Source organism: Bacteroides sp. OM05-10AA, from assembly GCF_003439055.1.
In the GTDB taxonomy this organism is placed as follows: Bacteria; Bacteroidota; Bacteroidia; order Bacteroidales; family Bacteroidaceae; genus Bacteroides; species Bacteroides intestinigallinarum.
The window spans coordinates 41,616-62,693 of sequence record NZ_QSUR01000005.1 but is presented as its reverse complement, the minus strand read 5'-3'; the positions used below and the strand labels follow the sequence as shown (position 1 = coordinate 62,693).

The following is a 21,078-nucleotide window of genomic DNA, read 5'->3' as shown; positions in this document are numbered from 1 at the left end:
GTAATAGTCTTTTTTTGTTGATTAGTATTGATTATGAAAGTGTTGCGGAGAAGAAGTGTTAAATCTCTGCAAAGAATTCAATAAGACAGGCATTGTCGAGCAGCCATTTATACTGCTCCTTGTTATGTCCCGACCAATCCCTGCCTAATAATCCGTTTTCATCCCGGTAGTTTTCCCAGGCGTGAAGCGCATTCTCCACCATCGCATCGACATACGTCGGATTCTTGTCAATCTTATACAGAGCTTTCAGTCCTCTGAATAAGATCACGTTAAACCAGGCCATGTCTTTATGCACTTTGACAGTCGGGTCTTTCTTATCGGCTTTTGTGCGGAAAAAGGCATCTGTTCCTGCGGCTGTTTGCTGTGCATCGCGCAAATACTGCTCATCTCCCGTTTCCTCATAGAGCAATACACCTGCCTGAATCATCTGTCCACTGTTGTAGGCGTACTTCTCTTTGGAAACTTTCCCTTTCAGGTTGATGTTATCCCAGTAAAGATGGTCGGTAGGGTCGCATAGATGCTTTTTCGTCCAGGCATACGTCTCTTTTGCTTTTTCGAGGTATTTGGCATCCTTCGTCAGCCGGTACAACTTGACACCGAGCACAGTAGACGGTGCATTGGAACAAGTATGCTTCGCTTCCTTCTGCTGTTCACACCAAAAAATACCACCCCCCATCTCGTCGCTCCATCCACTGTAGATATATTGATACAATGCAACGGCTTTTTCCAAAGATGCGGGCTTGTGAGTCAGTTGGTAATAATCGCAGTAATCCAGTGCAATCCAGATGTTATCGTCATAATAACGTCCGTGCTGCCCGTACTTGGTGGGATATGACTGATAACAGGCCGGCAAGCGGCTGTTATCCCAATACTGCTCCATTCCCGGTAGAATTCTTTTCTCGAGAATCTTTTTGTACTTCTTGTTTCCGGTCACTTTGTACAAAGCCACACAACCCGACATCATCCCCGAATACGGCCATAGAAAAGAAGCCTTCAGCATTCCGTTCTGCTGCGTTCCGCCCGCCAGATAAGTAATTTTTTGGTCGGGATTGACAGGATACGTTTCTGTTAGTAGTCCGTCATTCGTCTGATAGAGATTCAATACATTAGATAGAATCGAGTCGGCAATAGAAAGATAACGGGTATTTCCCGGTGTCTTTCCCACTGCGGAAGTAAGGCAAAATAACATACAGGCTACAAAACATATATTTCTCATAGGAATATCGGGTTGTGTGGTGAAACTTTCAGGTTATAACTAGATACAAAGATTATTTCTGCTGACGCTGGTCAAATTCCAGTTCCACCTTTACGGGGAAATGGTCTGAAGGAGTACGCGCCTGATAAGTCTTGATGTCGATTTCTTCCGGGCAATCGTTCGCCTGCTTCTTTTCTCCCTTGCCTACGATGCTGCGGTAAGTATCCGTCAGCACACCATATCTTTTCACTAGGAAAGACGGAGAAACGAATACATGGTCGATACGGCTTTCCGTAAAGCTGTTCGGGTCGAAGTCGTTGAACGTGCCGTTGATAGCATAGCGGAAGCCGGCCTTCTCGTAAGAGTCGCACAACACCCCTTTACTCACAAAAGCATCATAAGACTGGTGGGTCTGGTCGACATTGAAGTCTCCCGTCAGGATGGCCGGAAGCTCTTTGCCTTTGCCAAGTTCTTTCATCTTGTCCTGTACGAGGAATGCACTTTCCACGCGTGCCTTCTTGCCGATATGGTCCATGTGCAGGTTGAAGAAAAGGAATTCGAAGCCGGTATCCTTGCATTTGAAGTGTCCCCAACTGCAAATACGAGGCAACACGGCATCCCATCCTTTGCTCGGCACGTCGGGAGTTTCCGATAACCAGAAATCACCTTTTTCTATCACATCAAACTTGTCTGTGCGATAGAAAATAGCAGAATGTTCACCTTTCTCTTTGCCGTCGTCGCGGCCTACACCGATATAATCATAACCGGGTAATGCTTCTTTCATATCTTTCAGTTGATGAATAAAGCACTCCTGCGTGCCGAAAATATCGAAATCGTGGTATTGCACTATTTGGGCAATGACCGGGTAACGTTGTCCCCAACCGTTTCCGTTGATTGAATCGCCACCGTTGGCGTTTCTCAAATTGTAGGAGGCAACGGTGATAGAAGTAGGCTGATAGTTACTTTGGCAACCGCAAAAGACGATCGCAACAAGGGCAATTAGTAAAAGGCTTTTCAGTTTCATGTTTTTATAGTTTGTTTGGTAGATAATTCATTGATCTCCAAAAGTACAATATTTTATTCAAACGAAAGAGAGTAAGGTACATCTTTTTCTGTGGTTCCCCGTTGTTTATTGGGCACGGGGCTCATTTGAAATTGAATATTAGCACCTTTAATCAGCTGGTCATGTGTAAGGAAATTACGGGTTTGTGATTTCCCGTTTACTTTCATTTCCTTGATGTAGCGGTTGTCAAGCTGGTTGTTATCTGCCTTGATCGTGATGGTCTTTCCGTTCTCCAAATGTAACTTCGCTGATTTAAAGAGCGGGGTTCCTATGATATATTCATCCGTTCCCGGGCAAACCGGATAGAAACCGAGTGCGGAGAATACATACCAGGCGGAAGTCTGTCCGTTGTCTTCGTCACCGCAATAACCGTCGGGACCGGCGGTATATAGTTTGTTCATAATCTCACGTATCCAGTATTGAGCTTTCCAGGGTTCGCTTGAATAATTGTAGAGATATACCATGTGCTGAATAGGCTGGTTGCCATGCGCATATTGCCCCATGTTCATTACTTGCATTTCACGCATTTCGTGAATCATGCCGCGGCTTTCCATTCCCAGTTTACCCGGGATGACAAAAACAGAATCCATCATCGCGTTGAATTCTTTCTTGCCTCCCATCAGGTTGATAAGTCCTTGCGGGTCGTGGAATACGCAGAAGCTCCAGTGCCAGCTATTCCCTTCGCAAAATTCACCACTCCAGTCCACTGCGTCGAAATTCGGATTGAATACGCCTTTGTTATCTTTGCCAACCATCAGTTTGCGTTCCGGGTGATAGACATTTTTGTAGTTCAGCGCGTGTTTTTTATAAATGTCGATTTCGCTCTCCGGTTTACCGAGTTTCTTACCTAATGTATAAATTGCCCAGTCGTTGTAAGCATACTCCAATGTACGTGCAACGTTTTGTCCTATGCCGATATTGTTGGCAACATATCCCAGTTGGTTGTAAGATTCGTAACCGAGACGACCTGAAGCAGTCCCGCGAAGATGTGCATTTGCTCCATGTTTCAATGCTTCCCAAAGAGTTTCGATATCATATCCGCGCAATCCTTTGATGTAAGCGTCGGCCACTACGGAAGCCGAGTTGTTGCCTACCATACAATCCCGATGTCCCGGGCTGGCCCATTCCGGCAGGAAACCGCTTTCCTTGTAAGTATTCACTAGTCCCTCCTGCATCTTTTGATTCATTGACGGATACATCAGGTTGAGGAAAGGGAACAGGCAACGGAACGTGTCCCAGAATCCGGTGTCGGTAAACATATAACCGGGACGCACTTCGCCGTTGTAGGGGCTGTAATGCATGACTTGTCCCTTAGCATCTATCTCGTAGAAACTGCGTGGAAAAAGCATGGAACGATATAAACAGGAATAGAAGGTGCGTAAATTATCGATATTATCGTCTTCTATCTCTATTTTACTCATTTCACGGTTCCAGATCTCTCTTCCGTTCGCTACCAGTTGGTCGAAACTGTTTTTGCCAAGCTCTTTGAGATTCAACTCCGCCTGTTCGGGGCTGATAAAGGAGGAAGCAACACGTGCGTGTACGATTTCTCCCTTTTTCGTGGCGAATCCGATCACGGCCCCTGTGTGGTTTCCTTTTGCTTCTGTTTCATTCGGAAGAATGTTGTTTTCGAAAACTGTGGAAACGAATGTGAACGGTTTGTCGAATTGAATCACGAAATAGTTTTTGAAGTTTTCCGGCACACCGCCGCTATTCTTGGTTGAATAGCCGATAATCTTGTTTTCTTCCGGAATCACTTTCACATAAGAACCTTTGTCGAAAGCGTCTACAATCACGTAGGCATTCTTTGTCTCCGGATACGTGAAACGGAACATGACGGCACGCTCCGTAGGAGCAAGCTCGGTTGTTACATCATGGTCGGCAAGGTACACCTTATAATAATAAGGTTTGGCAACTTCCGCTTTGTGAGAGAACCAACTGGCACGTCGGTCTTGATCGAATACCAGTCCGCCAGTGATAGGCATGATGGCAAACTGCCCGTAGTCGTTCATCCAGGGACTGGGCTGATGTGTTTGTTTGAATCCCCGGATTTTGTCGGCATCATACGTGTACGCCCAACCGTCTCCCATTTTACCGGTCTGCGGTGTCCAGAAATTCATTCCCCACGGCAATGCCGTAGCCGGATACGTGTTTCCGGTAGACAGTTCAAACTTGGATTGAGTGCCTACCAGTGTGCTGACATAGTCTACCGGATTCTTAACGGCAGAAGATTGCAGGCTGTACAACACGGCACCTCCAAGAAATAGCAAGTGTTTAAATGAAAAATGTGTTTTCATGAACAAATGAATTTATAGATTTGAAAATAATTTCTACGACGAAAATAGGGAGAAAAGGAATGTGCTTCTAGTAATAGAGGGGCTAAATCGCCTCTTGTCGCTGAAATTAACTACTCTGGCACGGAGCTTTACTTATATTCCGGCCAAAAAAAAGCTCGGAATGTTTTTTTGTTTACCTTTGTCATATAGCAAATCTAAGAATAATACACTATGGGAAAACAGTCGGTTTTTATTCTATTCTTTTTTCTTAATCTGTTGATACATAACGCTTATGCTTATAATTTGAAGCAAGTTGCAGATAAAGAGTATATGTCTAATAGTTCGATTACATCTCTGTGCCAGGATGAGCGTGGATTGATGTGGATCGGGACCTGCGACGGACTGAATATTTATGATGGACAGGAGATTGAGGAATTTAAGACTCGTGACAAGGAGGATTACTTATCTGGTAATCTGATTGACAATATTGTGTATACGGGCGAAGATATTTACTGGATTCAAACCTACTATGGATTGAACCGTTTGAACCGGAAAACCAATACAATCACTCACTATAATGAATTTCAGAAACTCTTCTTTATGAATAAGGATAGTCATGGCAATCTGTTCATTATCCAGGATAGTAACTGCATCTATTATTATCATAAAAAAGAAGGAGTCTTCAAGAAAATCAATATCACGGGAATTCCGATTTCCGATATCGTAAACTTCTTTATCGACGGTAACAACCGGATGTGGGTAGTCATGAAAGGATACAACCGCTGTTATGACATACAGCAGGAAGCCGCATCGGGAGATATCACCCTGTTACCCCAGAAAACAAACCTGATTTATCAGACTTCCTTGATTTATTGTTTCAATGACGAGCAATCTCTTTATTACATAGATAAGGAATTTAATTTCTATGCTTTCCATATTCCGACCCAGAAGAATGAATTTATTGCCAATCTGGGTAAGGAAATACAGGAACGTGGCAAAATTTCGTCCATCGTTCATTATCATAACAGCTATTTTGTGGGCTTTTTGATGGATGGCATTCTCCTGTTGGAGAAACAGAAGGAGACGGATCATTATCAAATTCAGTCGTTACCTATCAACAGCGGTGTATTCTGTCTCAAGAAAGACCGTTTTCAGGATGTTGTTTGGATTGGTACTGACGGGCAGGGCGTTTATCTTTATTCGAATCCGCTTTATTCTATCAAATCAATGGTACTTAGCAATTACACCGAGAAAATAGAACGCCCTGTGCGTGCCATCTATCTTGATGATGAACGTACTTTCTGGGTGGGAACCAAAGGAAACGGAATTCTTAAAATCTATGATTACGAATTCGATAAAAACATCTCCGACTGCCGGGCAGAGGTGTTGACTACCTCTAATAGTGCTTTGAGTAGTAATGCCGTTTATTGTTTTGCCAAGAGCCACCGGAATTTGCTTTGGATAGGAGACGAAGAAGGACTAACTTATTATTCATATCGGGAAAAACGTATCAAGAGTATACCGATACGGATGGGTAACGAAGATTTTAAATACATCCATGACATTTACGAAACAGCAGATTCCGAACTGTGGCTGGCGAGTGTCGGCATGGGAGTGGTGAAGGCTCGTATTGCCGGAACACCGGACAATCCGGTGATTGTGGATGCGCAACGTTACGTCATCAATGACGGCGAACTGGGATCGAACTATTTCTTTACTATTTATGCAGAGAATGAAGCCAACTTGTTGTTTGGTAATAAAGGATATGGGGTGTTCCGTTATAACGAAACGACGAACGGCCTGGAACCGGTGTCTACTCATAAATACGAAAACATGACCCTGAATAATATTCTCGCCATCGGTAAAGACAGCAGCAATAACTATCTTTTTGGAACGAGCTACGGATTGATAAAGTACACTTCGGAAACTTCTTATCAGCTCTTCAATGCCAAGAATGGTTTCCTGAATAATACCATTCATGCAATTCTTAGAAACTCGTCCGACAACTTCTGGTTGAGCACCAATCTCGGATTAATTAATTTCGATACGAAGCGGAATGTCTTTCGTTCGTATGGCTTTGGAGATGGTTTAAAGGTCGTAGAGTTTAGTGACGGTGCCGCTTTTCGGGATTCCCGGACTGGTACTCTGTTCTTTGGCGGAATCAATGGAGTCGTAGCTATCCGGGCGGATGGCCGTTCGGAGCAGCTTTATATGCCTCCTGTTTATTTTGATAAGCTGTCTATCTTCGGTGAACAATACAATCTGGGCGAATTTCTCACCCGGAAAAAAGAAACTGAAGTCTTGAATTTGCAGTATGACCAGAATTTCTTTTCTGTTTCATTTGCCTCTGTGGATTATCTGAATGGTAATAACTGTACCTATTTTTATAAACTGAAAGGATTGAGTGACCAATGGGTAAACAATGGTTCGGAAAGCGGAGTCTCTTTTACGAATATGGCTCCCGGCGAATATACCTTATTGGTGAAATATTACAATAGTGTTTTTGATAAAGAGAGTGATGTCTATTCCCTGGTTATTCGTATAGGCGATCCGTGGTATGCTTCCTGGTGGGCTTATTTGATTTATGCCTTCTGTCTGCTTTTACTGGCAGCCTTACTGATACGTTCCTTTATCCTGCGCTCCAAACGTAAAAAGCAGGAATTGCTGAACGAGATAGAGAAACGCCATCAAAAGAATGTCTTTGAGTCCAAACTTCGTTTCTTTACTAATATCGCACATGAATTTTGTACTCCGCTGACTTTGATTTATGGTCCTTGCGGACGAATCCTTTCATCGAAGGGACTTAGTAAATTTGTCGTAGACTACGTACAGATGATTCAGACGAATGCGGAGCGTCTCAACAACCTGATTCATGAGTTGATCGAATTCCGTCGGATTGAAACGGGAAACAGGGAAGTACGGATTGAGTCATTGAATGTGTCTTCCATTGTGAAAGGAATAGCCAAAACGTTTGTAGAAATGGCTAAATCCAGAAACATCACTTTCTTGAGCAAGATACCCGAGCAGGTGATGTGGAACTCGGACAAAGGATTCCTGAATACGATTATTATTAATCTGATTTCTAATGCCTTTAAATATACTCCCGACGGACAAAGTATCAAGATTGAAGTGGATACAAGCGGGGAAAACATGCTGACTCTTCGTGTAGCGAATGAAGGAAGTACCATCAAGGAAAAGGATTTTCAGTATATTTTTAACCGGTATGCCATTTTGGATAATTTCGAGAATCAGGATGAAAAGAACTTTTCACGGAATGGCCTGGGACTAGCCATCTCTTATAATATGGCAAAGTTGCTGAATGGTACGTTGAAAGTGGAAAATACTCCTGACGGATGGGTGATGTTTACACTAACCTTGCCGATCGTGGAACTGACTACCGGAGTGGCGGAAACCAAGCGGCTCACAGCGGAATACATCCCTAAGATAGATACTCAATCGATACTGAAACTTCCCCAGTATGAGTTTGATAAGATGCGTCCTACGCTTTTGGTTGTCGATGATGAAATCGAAATGCTATGGTTTATTGGAGAAATCTTCTCGGCTGACTTCAATGTGGTAACCTTGCAAGATCCCGAACGGCTGGATCAGGTGATGAATGAGGTTTATCCGAATGTGATTATCTGTGATGTCATGATGCCGGGAATGGGTGGCATTGAACTGACCAGGCGGATCAAATCGGTGAAAGAGACGGCGCATATTCCTATTATTGTGGTTTCCGGACGGCACGAGATGGAACAACAGATGGAGGTTCTTTCTGCTGGTGCGGAAATGTATATCACGAAACCGTTTAGTGCGGAGTACCTTCGTATTTCTGTCTGTCAGGTGATGGAACGGAAAGAGGTGTTGAAGAATTATTTCAGTTCGCCGATCAGTTCTTTTGAAAAGTCGGACGGGAAGTTGACGCATAAAGAGTCGAAGAAGTTCCTTCAGTCGGTTTTGAAGATTATCAATGATAATATAACGAACAAAGATTTGACTCCGCGTTATATCGCCGATCGACTGGCAATCAGTCCCCGGAGTCTTTATCGGAAGATGGAAGAGATAGGAGAGGATAGCCCGACCGATCTGATTAAGGAATGTCGTTTGCACATAGCGAAAGATTTATTGCTGACCACTAAAAAGACGATTGATGAAATTGTATTCGATTCGGGATTCTCGAACAAAGTTACTTTCTTTAAGGTGTTCCGTGAAAAGTATGAGTGCACGCCAAAAGAGTTTCGGATGAAACATTTGGAAGAGGTTCAGCAGTAGCCTGTGGCGGGAATTTTTAAAGAAAAAGAAGAAGTAAATATCCGTGTTAATATAGTAAATATCCGTGCCAAAAGGTAAAAAAGGATAGTTAATTTTCTTTTGGTAGAGTTTAGTGATTTTATCTTTGTCTCATCGAAGTTTTTAAATAGATAAACTTGAAAAGTATTAATTTATTAATCTTTAATCTAATGAAAAGGAAACTTAGTTTTTTATTTCTTTCAGCATTGACCATTCCATTTTTTATGGTATCGTGCAGTGATGATAAAGAAGAACAGGAAGTGAAACCGGCAACAGATCTGGTTGTCGATAATAATTCGGTGACACTACTACAAGGAGACGAAATTACGGTGAGTATCACCTCCGGTAATGGCGATTATTATGTGAAGCCATTTGATGAAAACGTGGCGACGGCTACAATCAATGGTAATAAGGTGACTATTAAAGCTACCGAAAATAGCCAGTTGGAAGAAAATAACCGTACGGAAACTACTATATTAATAGTAGATGGACGTAAGAAAGTGGCTAGAGTGCTGGTTCGGGTAGCAAAACTCTGGGATTTGACGGTAGATGCACCGGAAGAAGGTTTTGACCTTTTTATCGGTGAAAAGAGACTGGTGAAGATTTTGACCGGTAACGGAGATTATCAGATTTCCATACCGGAAGGTGCTGATAAGTTTTTGGAAGTGGGTGAACTATCCGGACAAGTTATTCCGTTGACTGCCAAGTTCGAGACTGGAGCCGATCCGGTAAATATTACGATAACAGATAAGAAAGGTAAGACAATCACTATTCCTGTGGTAGTGAACATCGTGGATCTGACACTGAAAAGTAATGAAGCCACTTTTGCCGAACCGGATGCCGAATCTCAATATATCTCTATTGAGAGAGGTAATGGCGGATATAGTTTCACTTATCAGGTGGGAGACGGCGAGCCTACTACGGATGCAACGATTGTGGAAGCTACTGAAAAAGAGAACCTGATTACCTTGAAACCCAAAGCTAGAGGTGATGTGAAAGTGATTGTGACAGATCAGAAAGGTTCTGTGGAGGAGATTTCGGTGAAAGTGAATCCATATAACCTTAAACTGGAAAATGAAGCAACTTCTTTAATCATCGGTGGTTATGAGGCATCTACAGAAATAGCTATTACCAGAGGAAATGGTGATTATAAGTTGGCACAACTCACAGATGATAATAAAACCTATTTGAAAACCGCAGAATTGATTACGGAAGACGGGGCTACCAAGTTAAAACTAACAGGAAAGAAGCTCGGGACTACCACACTGGAACTGTCTGATGCGGCAGGTCAGAAATTGACGTTACCAGTTTATGTGAATCCGGTATGTTATCGTATGGAATATGACGTATGCTTTAAAATTGATATTAAAAAGTATGCCGAATCACATTCAGAGGTGAAAAGTATGAATCAGCTTACTTTTGAGGTTGTGTTCTACCCGACTTATACTCGTTCTATGCAATCGTTTATAGGTTTGGAAAGTGTATTCCTGCTTCGTGCAGAAGCTAAGGATGTGAATCCGCGTTTTGAAATAGCCACAAAAATTAATGGTAAGAGTGATCCCCGTTTCCGTAGTCAGCAGACTATTTATTGCGATGATTCGGAAGGTGGACGTAAGACTCCGGGTAAATGGTATCATATAGCCATTGTATATGATGGAACGAAATCAAGTACTAAAGAGGCTTATAAAATGTATATAAACGGGGTGAGAGAAACGTTGACTCCTGCAGATAACTCTTATGAGGATTGTGCTCCTAATTCATCTCTCAATCTGACAGATGTAGGTGGAAATGATAAAGCACTGTTGATTGGACGTTCCGGAGATTCATATCGGGTAGGATATTGCAAAGTTTATCAGGCACGGATGTGGAAGAGAGCGTTGGACGAAAGTGAAATTAAAGCGAATATGTGCAAAATCCTTAATGCAGAAGAACACTCTGACTTGATGGGATATTGGGTATTCTCGAAAGGTGTCGGAGGTACTACAGTTTTTGAAAATTGGGGAAATGGCGGCAGCGGATTGGATGCGCAAGTTTGTTTGCAGAATATAAGCGAAAATAAACCTGCCTGGGGAGCGGAACTTCCTGCAACTTATAATGGAGATAAGAGCCGCTTTGAACCAATTGAATGTCCTCATTCATACTAAAACTAGGAATATAATAATATGAGAAACAATATGATAACAAAAAAACTAATCAAATTTGCCCTGCTGTTTTTTCTTATCGGACTGACGGCTTGTGACAATAAACTGAATCCGGGATTTGATCCGGATGATTATGAACCGATTGTTCCGCCTGAACCTGTTAGAACAATGGATGCAATGGCTAGTGGCGAGCGAGTAGTACTTTCGGGTGCTTCGCTGACGGATATTGTTCTGAAATGGACGCCTACCGAGAAACACGGAAATACAGTATATCGTTATGAAGTATTGATTGATACGATCGGGGGAGACTTTACCAAACCGGTAGAAACGATCTTTTCTGACAATAACGGTTTGGAATCGCAGTTGACTTTAACCCATTATCAGGCAAACACAATAGGTAAACTGGCTAAATTCCGTTGCAATACTAACGGCACACTGCGTTGGAAGGTGCGTGCTTATTGCGGATTGGATCAGGCTCTTAGTAGTCTGGAAGGTTATTTCGTAATTTTTATGATGGACGGCATTGATGATATGCCTTCTGAAAACGAGCCGGTTTATATCACTGGCGTGGGTACGGAAGATGATGGTGATGAAGCGGAAGCACAACAAATGCTCCGTCAGAATGAAGGAATCTATCAGACTTTCACTCAATTGAAAGCTGACCAGCCATTTATATTTATGTCTACTGTAGAAGGTCGCAAATGCTATTATTATGTAGACGACAACGGAGTGTTACGTGAGCGTAATGATGGTGAAGACTATACAGTTACGGTTCCTCAATCAGGCATCTACCGGATTACCATCAATATGGGTGAACAAACGATCAGTTACGATGAAATAGGAGCTGTATATCTTTATAACCATTCGGGTGGGTATAGACAGGATTTCAACTATCTGGGATATGGCAAATGGGGTGTGAAGAATTATACTGCCCGGAAACAAACGGAAAGTTGGGCAGGAAGCGGTGAAACCCGTCATAGCTTTAAGATGGAAATCAACGGAACAACCTACCGTTGGGGACATAAGGAGAAAGATAAAGGGCAACCGAATCTGACTACCGACAACAGCTATTATAATTTATATCAACTGGCATTGGGCACAGATCCATGGGATTACAGTTTCCGTTTCTGCGACGAATTACTGCAATGGGGCGAAAAGCAGGGAAATGTCTATTATGCTACGGTGAAAACCGATGTAACCCTCTATTTCAATGCAGAGTTTGGAACGTACACCCACCGTTGGGTAGCTTCGGAAACGAATGAAGATTAAAACTGAATAATAATATGAAGAACTATATAGTATCATTATCAAAAAGAGCTTTGTTGTTAAGCGGTGCACTGGCAATATTTACAGCTTGTGACGACGGCGATCTGGGAGACATCTACAAAGGTAATTCATCCGGTGAATATGTGTCGGATGTGAACTGGACAGATGCAGCCGACAAAAGTACGGGAACTTATATCAAATATTTCTATGAGAATGCCAGCGGACGGGATACCTTTTGCGGAAGCATTTACTGGGAAAAACCGAATACACCGGAAACCGGAGAACCGGCAAGCACGGGCGGTAGCGGCGGATGGTCGCAGGGACATGCATTGGATATCGTGATCGATGCTTATATCCGTCATGCGAACAATCCCGAATATCAGGCTCATTTGTACGAAAACATCATGAAACCTTTCCTGCCGGCTTTTGATGACTGGAATGAACATTGCGGTTATGGTGGCAAAGACTTCTGGAATAACTTCTATGATGATATGGAATGGATGGCACTGTCTTGTCTGCGAGTTTATGAATTGACTGGCGATCAGGATTACTACAGTGCGTTGATGAAGATGTGGAACCATATCAAGGGAGCGAAGAATGACTATAAAGGGGTAGGAGGAATGGCATGGAAAACGGATGCACCGGCTTCACGTATGTCTTGTTCCAATGGTCCCGGTTGCCTTCTGGCTATGAAATTGTATCAGCTTACCGTTAAGGAGGCTAAAGACGGCTGGGAAGAGCAGGCTGCTTATTACCTGAACTTCGCCAAAGAGGTATACAACTGGATGACGGCTTATCTGTGTGATATTTCCACCGGACAGGTATATGATAATCTTAGTATTAAAGATGACGGTACACCGGGAGATCCTGATAAAGTAGCCTTGTCTTATAATCAGGGAACATTTATGGCGGCTGCCCTGGAGCTGTACAACGCTACCGGTGAGGATGAATATCTTCGTAATGCGGTTGCTTTCGGCTCTTACCAGGTGAATAAGAAAATGGATTCCAACTATCCGGTATTCAGTGGTGAAGGAAATTCGGGAGATAATCTTTTATTCCGTGGAATATTTGTCCGTTACTTCCTGGATATGGTGAAACAGCCGACTAACAGCCTTTATCCGGAAAAGACCAAGAATAAGTTTATCGCTGCATTGCGCAGCTGTTCTGATGTGCTTTGGACGTTGGCTCATCCCGAAGGCTATTATGTGTGGGAGTACGACTGGGCAAAAGCACCGACCTTTGGTAATCGCGATAACAGGGAAGATCGCCTGACAATCTCCTTGAATGCGGAAGTCCCGGGAGCAACAATGATTGAAATCCGTGCCCGTTATGAAGACTGGGTGCAAGGTAAAGCAACGGAAAAGGCGAACTGGGTCGGACCGGATTTCGGTAAGAAAGCAGAGGAATAAGATTGATTTATTACACATAGAAAATCGAAAAGAAAGATGATACATATAAAAAGAAATATTTGTCTGGTGGCTGTTTCTTGCACTCTTCTTGCAGGTATACCTTTGCAGGGTGTGGCGCAAACGGGAAGAACGGCAAAGGTGCAGGCCACACAAAGCAATAAAATAACAGTGTCGGGTACGGTATTGGACAAGACGACAAATGACCCGTTGATCGGTGTGTCTGTTGTCGTGAAAGGAGTGGCCAATGCAGGTACGATTACGGATATGGATGGTAAGTTTACATTGAAACTGCCTTATGCGGAAGCTCCGTTGGTGTTTTCTTATCTGGGTTACCAGCCGCAGGAAATTGTTCCCGGTGCAAAGAAGGAACTGACTGTCTTACTACAGGAAGATACGAAAGCCTTGCAGGAAGTGGTTGTGGTAGGTTATACCAAACAACGTAAAGAAACGATGATCGGTTCTGTTGCTACCATCACGACAAAAGATCTGACGCAAAGTCCTACTGCCAATATCAACAATGCACTTGCCGGACGTCTGCCGGGTTTGATTGTAAACCAGTATGCGGGTGGTGAACCGGGTGTGGATCAAAGTGAATTGTTTATCCGTGGTAAGGCAACTTACGGTAACCAGAGTGCTATTGTCATTGTCGATGGAATCGAACGTGACATGAGTTACCTCGCACCGGATGAAATTGAAACATTCACTATTCTTAAAGATGCTTCCGCCACTGCCGCTTATGGTATCCGTGGTGCAAATGGTGTAATCGTTATTACTACCAAACGTGGTAAGGCAGCGGAAAAGGCAACCGTGAACCTGAAAGCCTCTATCGGTATTAACCAGCCGATCGGTTTCCCCGAATATTTAGGCTCTGCCGATTATGCAACTTTATATAATGAAGCCAGATTGAACGATGCCAAGATGACGGGCGCAGACATCAGCAGTTTGAACCTTTTCTCTCAACAGGCAATTGACAATTTCCGCCGCGCCAAAGGGGATAACTCCGATGGCTTGGGATATGACTGGGATTATTATGATTTTGCCTTTAAACCGGGCTTGCAGGAAGATGTCAGCCTCTCCATCCGTGGAGGTACGGACAAGGTACGTTATTATGTACTGGCCAATTACTTTTCACAAGGAGGTAACTACAAATATGCGAATGCCGGTGAATATGACTCACAGACTAAATTCACCCGTTACAATTTCCGTTCGAACATCGATATTAACATTAATCGTTATTTGAGTACCCGTCTGGATTTGGGTGCCCGTATTACCGACCGTAATGCACCGGGTACAACAGCCGGTCGCCTGATGACCATCTGTGCTACCCAGCCTCCATATCTGCCCATCCTAGTGGAAGAAAACGCGCATCCGCAGAATGAGGAATACATTCAGCAAAACCCTCGTGGAATGCTTTATGGTGACAATATCTACCGTTACAATCTTCTGGGTGAATTGAGCCGTACCGGTTATCTGAATGAAAAGAACACGTATCTGAATGGTAGTTTTGCCATGAATCTGGATATGGAATTTCTGACGAAAGGATTAAAGGCGGAAGTGATGTTCTCTTATGACGCCTCCGAAGGACGCTGGATAAACCGCAAACTGGATACTTACAAAGACGGATATCGTGAATATCCGAAGTATGCAACATTTATGCCGATTGAAGGCTCGGATGCTTATATGGCCGGCGGACACTATACCGGTGCCTACAAAACGGGTAACAAGTATGATATTGACCAGACTATCGGCAACGGATTCAGTCATAACGCTTCTGACGGACGTACTTATATACAGGCACGTTTGGATTACAACCGTTTGTTTAGCAACCATCACGAAGTGACAGCCATGTTATTGGCAAACCGTGGTAACCGTACTGTTAACAATGAACTGGCTTATCATAGCCAGGGTATCACCGGACGCTTTGCTTATTATTATAATCAGAAGTATCTGATGGAATTTAACTTCGGTTACAATGGCTCCGAGAACTTCGCGCCGGGCAAACGTTACGGATTCTTCCCGGCTGGTTCAATCGGTTGGGTAGTCTCTGAAGAGGAATTTATGAAAAAGGCTTCCTGGATTGACTTCCTGAAAGTAAGAGCCTCCTATGGTTTGGTAGGTAGTGACAATGTCAGTAGCCGTTTCCCATATCTGGCTTTCTACGGTGGTGGCAGTGGTTATGATTTCGGTAATAACTTTGGTACGAATGTAGGCGGTACTTCCGAAGGCAATCTGGCTAATGCGAATCTGACTTGGGAGAAAGCACGTAAACTGAATGTCGGTATCGACTTTACTACCCTGAATCAACGCTTGGCATTGACGATAGATGCATTTTACGAATATCGTTTTGACATTATTACAGATATGAACAGTGATGGTATCATGGGATATCCGGACATTGTAGGTAAAGATGCAGCTTTACAGAATCTGGGTGAGGTAAGCAACCGCGGTGTGGATATCGAATTGAGTTGGAATGATAAGATTGGAAAGGATTTCCGTTATTATATCCGTCCGAACCTGACTTTCTCCCGCAACCGTCTGGAATATAAGGCGGAAGTTGCCCGCAAGAACTCCTGGCGTAAAGAAACAGGTAAACGTTTATACGAGAACTTTGTCTATGTGTTCGATCATTTTGTGGCCGATCAGGAAGAAGCTGACCGCCTGAATAAGATCGGTTATCAACCGTGGGGACAATTAATTCCGGGAGATGTTGTTTATAAGGATTTGGATCGTAACGGAGTGATTGATGATGAAGACCGTACGGTAATGGGAAATCCGCGTAGTCCGGAACTGATGTTCGGTATTCCTTTCGGTTTCCAATATAAGAACTTTGATTTTAGTGTATTATTGCAAGGTGCGACAAAATCATCTATTCTGTTGAATGGGGCGGCTGTATTTGACTTCCCGCAATTTGAACAGGATAAGATCGGACGTGTGAAGAAAATGCATCTGGACCGTTGGACACCGGAAACGGCTGCTACTGCCAAATATCCGGCATTGCATTATGGAACACATGATAACAACAAGAATGGAAACAGCAGTTTGTTTTTGTATGATGCTTCCTACCTGCGTCTTAAGAATGTGGAAATTGGTTACAATGTATCGCCCAAATTATTACGTAAATTCCATGTGCAACAGGCACGTATTTATGTGCAAGGTCTGAATCTGTTGACTTTTGATAAACTGGGTGATGTGGATATTGATCCGGAAACAAAATCCGGAGACGGAGCTTCCTGGTATCCTATTCAAAAGGTATTCAATTTTGGTATTGATATTACATTCTAAATAAGATAGAAATATGAAAAAGTTATATAGATTTTCAGCAATTGCTTTATTGGTCCTGCCGTTGGTCTTTACTTCGTGTAGCGATTACCTGGACCGGGACGATGATGATAATATTACGGAAGCGGACGTTTTTGCCCGTTACGAAAAAGTGAACGGACTAGTCTCCGACGTATACGCGGCTGCAAAGAAAGCAGACCGTCCGCTGGTGTTTTTCGAGCACTTCAGCAACAGTGCCATTACGGACGAATGTGAAGGAACCAACGTAGAGGGGAACATTACGAATAACTTCAATAACGGCGCCTGGAACCCGAACTCTTTGCCCGGTAGTGTAGGGCAATATTGGGAAGCTCTTTATGAAGGAATCCGTAAAGCGAACCTGATTATAGAAAATGTACAGAAGTATAACACGCCCGACAACCCTCAACAGGATGGTGATCTTCGTAACCGTATCGGTGAGATGTATTTCATGCGTGGTTATTTCCACATGCTGTTACTGCGTATGTATGGCGAAGCTCCTTATATTGACCGTGTGATTAATGCCGGAGATAATATGGACTTCAAGAAAGAGTCTGTTCATTCGATGGTTGAAAAGATTGTGACCGATGCACAAACTGCTTATGGCATGGTTCCTAATAAGTATGTGAAAACTTCCGAGAACTTTGGCCGTGTGGATAAGGGAGCCTGTCTGGGATTGATTTCTTTTGTTCGCTGGGTAGCGGCTACTCCGTTGTGGAATGGTGCTTCTCAATATGGATACAACTTGCGTCGTGTGTTTGAAAATGAGTATGCTTATGATGCTACTCGTTGGAGAAAAGCCAAAGAAGCGGCTAAAGCAGTTCTGGATTTCGAAGTCGGCGGCACCAAGCGTTATTCTCTCTATACGAAACATGATGCAAATGATTTCAAGGATCCGGCTGACGGTAATCTGAATGACAGCCGTGTATATGCTCGTTTGTGGGATATGTTTTATGATATGGATGCCTTTGCCAATGAGTATGTGTTCTTTATGACAAAGAGCAAGGATCAGGCATGGCAGGGTGATATTTATCCGCCCAGCCGTGAGGGAAGTTCGCGCCAGCAACCGGTGCAGGAACAAGTGGATGAATATGAATATATCGTAGGTGATTATGGCTATCCGGTATATTCGGCAGAAGCTCGTAAAGGTGGCTATGATGATACTAATCCGTATATGAAAGGTACTCGTGACCCGCGTTTCTATCGCGATGTAATTTATCACGGAGCTCCTTATCGTAATAATAAGAACGAGTCGAAAACAATCAATACGGCGAGTGGTTCCGATAAGATTGGTGCTACCAATGCAACTACTACCGGTTATTATTTACGTAAATTCCAACAAGAGTCATGGAACAAATCCGGTAACTTCAGTATCAATGCGCCCGCCATCTGGCGTCTTCCGGAGTTTATCTATATTTATGCAGAGGCTTGTAATGAATTGGGCGAGGATATCGATGAAGCTTATAAATTGGTGAATACGGTTCGTGAACGTTCTTTTATGAAACCGATGCCGCCGGAAGTAAAGACTAATCAACAGTTGATGCGTGAATACATTCAGCGTGAACGTCGCGTGGAACTCTTTTATGAGGGAAAACGTCCGTGGACTTGCCGCTTGTATCTGGAGCCCACCAGTAAGGAAGAGCTGGCAAAGGAAAGCCTTTGGAAATCCAGCGGAAGCGATAACTCAAAACGTACGCAAAAATACTGGGCTGCCAATAACGGTGCATTGCCCCGTTGCCAGCGAATGATTAACGGAATGCGTCCGGTGCAGGATGAGAATGGAGCGATTACGGTTGACGGTGTGAAATATAGAATGGAGCGTTTCTGCGTGGAAGAACGTACTTTCTCTATTCAGCATTATCTGTTCCCGATTCGCCAGAGTGAGTTGCAGAAGACACCGACCATTGAACAAAATCCCGGATGGTAAACCGGTAGGAATGTATAACTTTAAAAAGAAAATCAGATGAAACGAATCTATACATATATGTGTCTGTTGCTATTGTCGGTATTATCGTTTGCCGTTACAGGTTGTGACGACGATGATGATGACGATGTGGCTAAAGACTTGATAGAGTTGGTTGTGAACAAACCGGTGATACGTATCGGGCAGAATGAGGAAGCCAAAGTGAATGTAGTGGTTGGAAACGGAAACTATACCGTGAGAAGTTTCAACACTGCTATTGCAACGGCTACCGTTTCCGGCGAATTGATAACTGTAAAAAGTGGCTCACAGAATGGAGCCACTACCATCGAAGTAATGGATGGAGAAGGAGTAGTTGCCAATATCTCTGTGAATGTTGGTGTATTTGAATTGGAAGTGAATGAGTCGGAGGTGATCTTGGAAGTTGCTGGTGAAAAGCAACTGATTGTCAGCATGGGAAACTTTTCCAGCAATGATGAATTGTCTTATGAGGTGGAGGATGAAACGGTTGTCAGCATGGTTAATACAGATCAGTTTCGTCCTTTCTATACTTTGACAGGTTTGAAGAACGGACATACAACAGTGACTTTTACAGACCATAAAGGAAAACAGGCGGTGGTTCAGGTGACGGTAAATCCGATTTCTATCGATGTCTCCAATCTGACACCGAGAGTGGGAGTCAACAATAAGATCATGATTACGGTAGAAAAAGGAAACGGAGGTTATAGTCTGACAGCAGAGAATGAAGAGATTGTAGCTATTCAGCAGGTGGATGACACTCGTTTCAATTTAATAGGTAAAAAAGCGGGTATCACTACCGTGTTTGTCAGAGACGAAGCGGAACAGGAATTAAGTCTGACCGTAACGGTGGTACAGGCAGATAAAGTGGCAAACCTGGGTAGCGGTAATTACTTTAAAGTACCGTTTGAATATAATGGTACGGCAGATGAATCGCTAAAGAATTTGAGTACGCTCACATTTGAGGCTCGTTTCAACATTGAGTCGTTGAATGGCAATGACAATGGAAATGCCCGGATTAATACGGTGATGGGTATAGAGAAGAAATTCTTGCTGCGTGTCGATGTGCATAAGGGAGGAAGCAATGATGAAGAACGTTTCCTTCAGCTTGCTGCAGATGATAAAGGTAGTATTCGCTATGAGGGCTCTACTAAGATAGAAACCAATAAGTGGTATGATGTGGCTGTGGTATTGGATAATAGTAAGAGCGGAAGCGAGCGGATTGCGTTGTATGTAAATGGTGTCAGAGAAACGCTTCAATTATCAAACGGTACGCCGGATGATTTGAAAGAGATCAATCTTACTTCTGATTTCTACATCGGCCAGTCTGATGGTAAACGCCGGTTGAACGGAGCTATCAGTTATGCCCGTATTTGGACAAAAGCCTTGTCGGATCAACAGATCTCCGAGCAGAGCGGTAAGTTGTTGAGTGAGGATAAGGATGGAATGGTAGCTAATTGGTTATTCAATAATGGAAATGGTAATACCAAGACATTTGTGTCTTTGGCAGGAAAGAGCTTCGAAGCAGAGGCGGCAAATATTGTTTCAAGTTGGAAAACAGATCCGATATTGGAAACAAGTGCTCCTACAGAATGATTGTAAGAAGATAGGATAATAAAAAAGCCATCCCCGGAATAGACGAAAGTAGGGATGGCTTTTTTTGTAGTGTGCTTACTATTCTTCGGCAGACTATGTCCTGCATGTTGTTGGCAAGGTTATTCCTTGACAGGCTCAGCCGGTTTGTCTTTTGATGTAGTGTCTGTGACAACTGTATCATTGACAATGGCGGCTAGTGCAACCAGTTCTGCCTTTGCAGGCGCGTCTTCTTTAGTTACAGTATCTTTAACTACTGTATCGTTGACAACTGTCGCATTGATTTCTGTCGGGGCTGTCACAGCTTCTGCAGAACTCTGAGCCTTTACAAGGAATGAACCACCACAAACAAACATAAACATTGCTACTACTAATACTAATTTTTTCATAATCGTTTGCTTTAATGATTATTAGACATATGTTTTCAATTCTCTACCTTTGTGTTAAGGAATCGGTTATTGCTTTTCGCTAACGTCTAATTAAAGATCAAAGCGCGTGCCAAAATTAGAGAATGTATGATAAGTGATTGATAAATAAAGGAATGAGGAAGATGATGCCAATTAGGATAGTGGGGAAGTATGTGTGGAGTGTGTGGAAACTGTGGCGGGG

11 protein-coding genes are annotated in these 21,078 nt (G+C 43.2%); 7 read left to right on the top strand and 4 right to left on the bottom strand.

Annotated elements, in window-relative coordinates; genetic code table 11:
* Nucleotides 1-58: 58 nt before the first annotated feature.
* From DXB58_RS05320 to DXB58_RS05310, 3 genes are read right to left on the bottom strand one after another with little or no spacing between them, the layout of a single operon-like run.
* Nucleotides 59-1,216: a glycoside hydrolase family 76 protein gene (locus DXB58_RS05320; RefSeq protein ID WP_122136140.1), complete on the bottom strand. Its 1,158-nt coding sequence runs from the start codon at nt 1,214-1,216 to the stop codon at nt 59-61.
* 52 nt (nt 1,217-1,268) lie between these two features.
* A complete protein-coding gene (locus DXB58_RS05315; protein WP_122136139.1) occupies nt 1,269-2,219 on the bottom strand; it encodes an endonuclease/exonuclease/phosphatase family protein in 951 nt (316 codons plus the stop codon).
* A gap of 53 nt (nt 2,220-2,272) precedes the next feature.
* Nucleotides 2,273-4,555: a GH92 family glycosyl hydrolase gene (locus tag DXB58_RS05310; RefSeq protein WP_004299912.1), complete on the bottom strand. Its 2,283-nt coding sequence runs from the start codon at nt 4,553-4,555 to the stop codon at nt 2,273-2,275.
* Between the two features lie 210 nt (nt 4,556-4,765).
* Between DXB58_RS05310 and DXB58_RS05300 the strand changes: the two genes are divergently transcribed.
* The 7 genes from DXB58_RS05300 (at nt 4,766) to DXB58_RS05270 (ending at nt 20,472) form a co-directional block, all read left to right on the top strand.
* On the top strand, nt 4,766-8,806 hold the full coding sequence (locus tag DXB58_RS05300; protein WP_122136138.1) for a response regulator: 4,041 nt from the start codon (nt 4,766-4,768) through the stop codon (nt 8,804-8,806).
* 188 nt (nt 8,807-8,994) lie between these two features.
* Nucleotides 8,995-10,968: a LamG-like jellyroll fold domain-containing protein gene (locus DXB58_RS05295; RefSeq protein ID WP_122136137.1), complete on the top strand. Its 1,974-nt coding sequence runs from the start codon at nt 8,995-8,997 to the stop codon at nt 10,966-10,968.
* Between the two features lie 18 nt (nt 10,969-10,986).
* A complete protein-coding gene (locus DXB58_RS05290; protein WP_004299915.1) occupies nt 10,987-12,234 on the top strand; it encodes a SusE domain-containing protein in 1,248 nt (415 codons plus the stop codon).
* Between the two features lie 14 nt (nt 12,235-12,248).
* The gene (locus DXB58_RS05285; RefSeq protein ID WP_004299916.1) at nt 12,249-13,640 is read left to right on the top strand and encodes a glycoside hydrolase family 76 protein; all 1,392 of its coding nucleotides are present in this window, start codon (nt 12,249-12,251) and stop codon (nt 13,638-13,640) included.
* A gap of 36 nt (nt 13,641-13,676) precedes the next feature.
* The gene (locus DXB58_RS05280; protein WP_117936079.1) at nt 13,677-16,922 is read left to right on the top strand and encodes a TonB-dependent receptor; all 3,246 of its coding nucleotides are present in this window, start codon (nt 13,677-13,679) and stop codon (nt 16,920-16,922) included.
* 13 nt (nt 16,923-16,935) lie between these two features.
* Nucleotides 16,936-18,864, top strand: coding sequence for a RagB/SusD family nutrient uptake outer membrane protein (locus DXB58_RS05275; protein WP_117936077.1), 1,929 nt, complete (start codon nt 16,936-16,938; stop codon nt 18,862-18,864).
* Nucleotides 18,865-18,900: 36 nt separating this feature from the next.
* Nucleotides 18,901-20,472: a LamG domain-containing protein gene (locus DXB58_RS05270; protein ID WP_122136136.1), complete on the top strand. Its 1,572-nt coding sequence runs from the start codon at nt 18,901-18,903 to the stop codon at nt 20,470-20,472.
* 119 nt (nt 20,473-20,591) lie between these two features.
* Here the strand turns inward: DXB58_RS05270 and DXB58_RS27880 are convergent, their stop codons facing one another.
* The gene (locus tag DXB58_RS27880; RefSeq protein WP_117936073.1) at nt 20,592-20,858 is read right to left on the bottom strand and encodes a hypothetical protein; all 267 of its coding nucleotides are present in this window, start codon (nt 20,856-20,858) and stop codon (nt 20,592-20,594) included.
* Nucleotides 20,859-21,078 lie beyond the last annotated feature (220 nt).

Bases quoted from the DNA above. Each gene is read 5' to 3' on its own strand.
- DXB58_RS05320 (WP_122136140.1), bottom strand. From the start codon at position 1,216: ATGAGAAATATATGTTTTGTAGCCTGTATGTTATTTTGCCTTACTTCC.
- DXB58_RS05315 (WP_122136139.1), bottom strand. From the start codon at position 2,219: ATGAAACTGAAAAGCCTTTTACTAATTGCCCTTGTTGCGATCGTCTTT.
- DXB58_RS05310 (WP_004299912.1), bottom strand. From the start codon at position 4,555: ATGAAAACACATTTTTCATTTAAACACTTGCTATTTCTTGGAGGTGCC.
- DXB58_RS05300 (WP_122136138.1), top strand. From the start codon at position 4,766: ATGGGAAAACAGTCGGTTTTTATTCTATTCTTTTTTCTTAATCTGTTG.
- DXB58_RS05295 (WP_122136137.1), top strand. From the start codon at position 8,995: ATGAAAAGGAAACTTAGTTTTTTATTTCTTTCAGCATTGACCATTCCA.
- DXB58_RS05290 (WP_004299915.1), top strand. From the start codon at position 10,987: ATGAGAAACAATATGATAACAAAAAAACTAATCAAATTTGCCCTGCTG.
- DXB58_RS05285 (WP_004299916.1), top strand. From the start codon at position 12,249: ATGAAGAACTATATAGTATCATTATCAAAAAGAGCTTTGTTGTTAAGC.
- DXB58_RS05280 (WP_117936079.1), top strand. From the start codon at position 13,677: ATGATACATATAAAAAGAAATATTTGTCTGGTGGCTGTTTCTTGCACT.
- DXB58_RS05275 (WP_117936077.1), top strand. From the start codon at position 16,936: ATGAAAAAGTTATATAGATTTTCAGCAATTGCTTTATTGGTCCTGCCG.
- DXB58_RS05270 (WP_122136136.1), top strand. From the start codon at position 18,901: ATGAAACGAATCTATACATATATGTGTCTGTTGCTATTGTCGGTATTA.
- DXB58_RS27880 (WP_117936073.1), bottom strand. From the start codon at position 20,858: ATGAAAAAATTAGTATTAGTAGTAGCAATGTTTATGTTTGTTTGTGGT.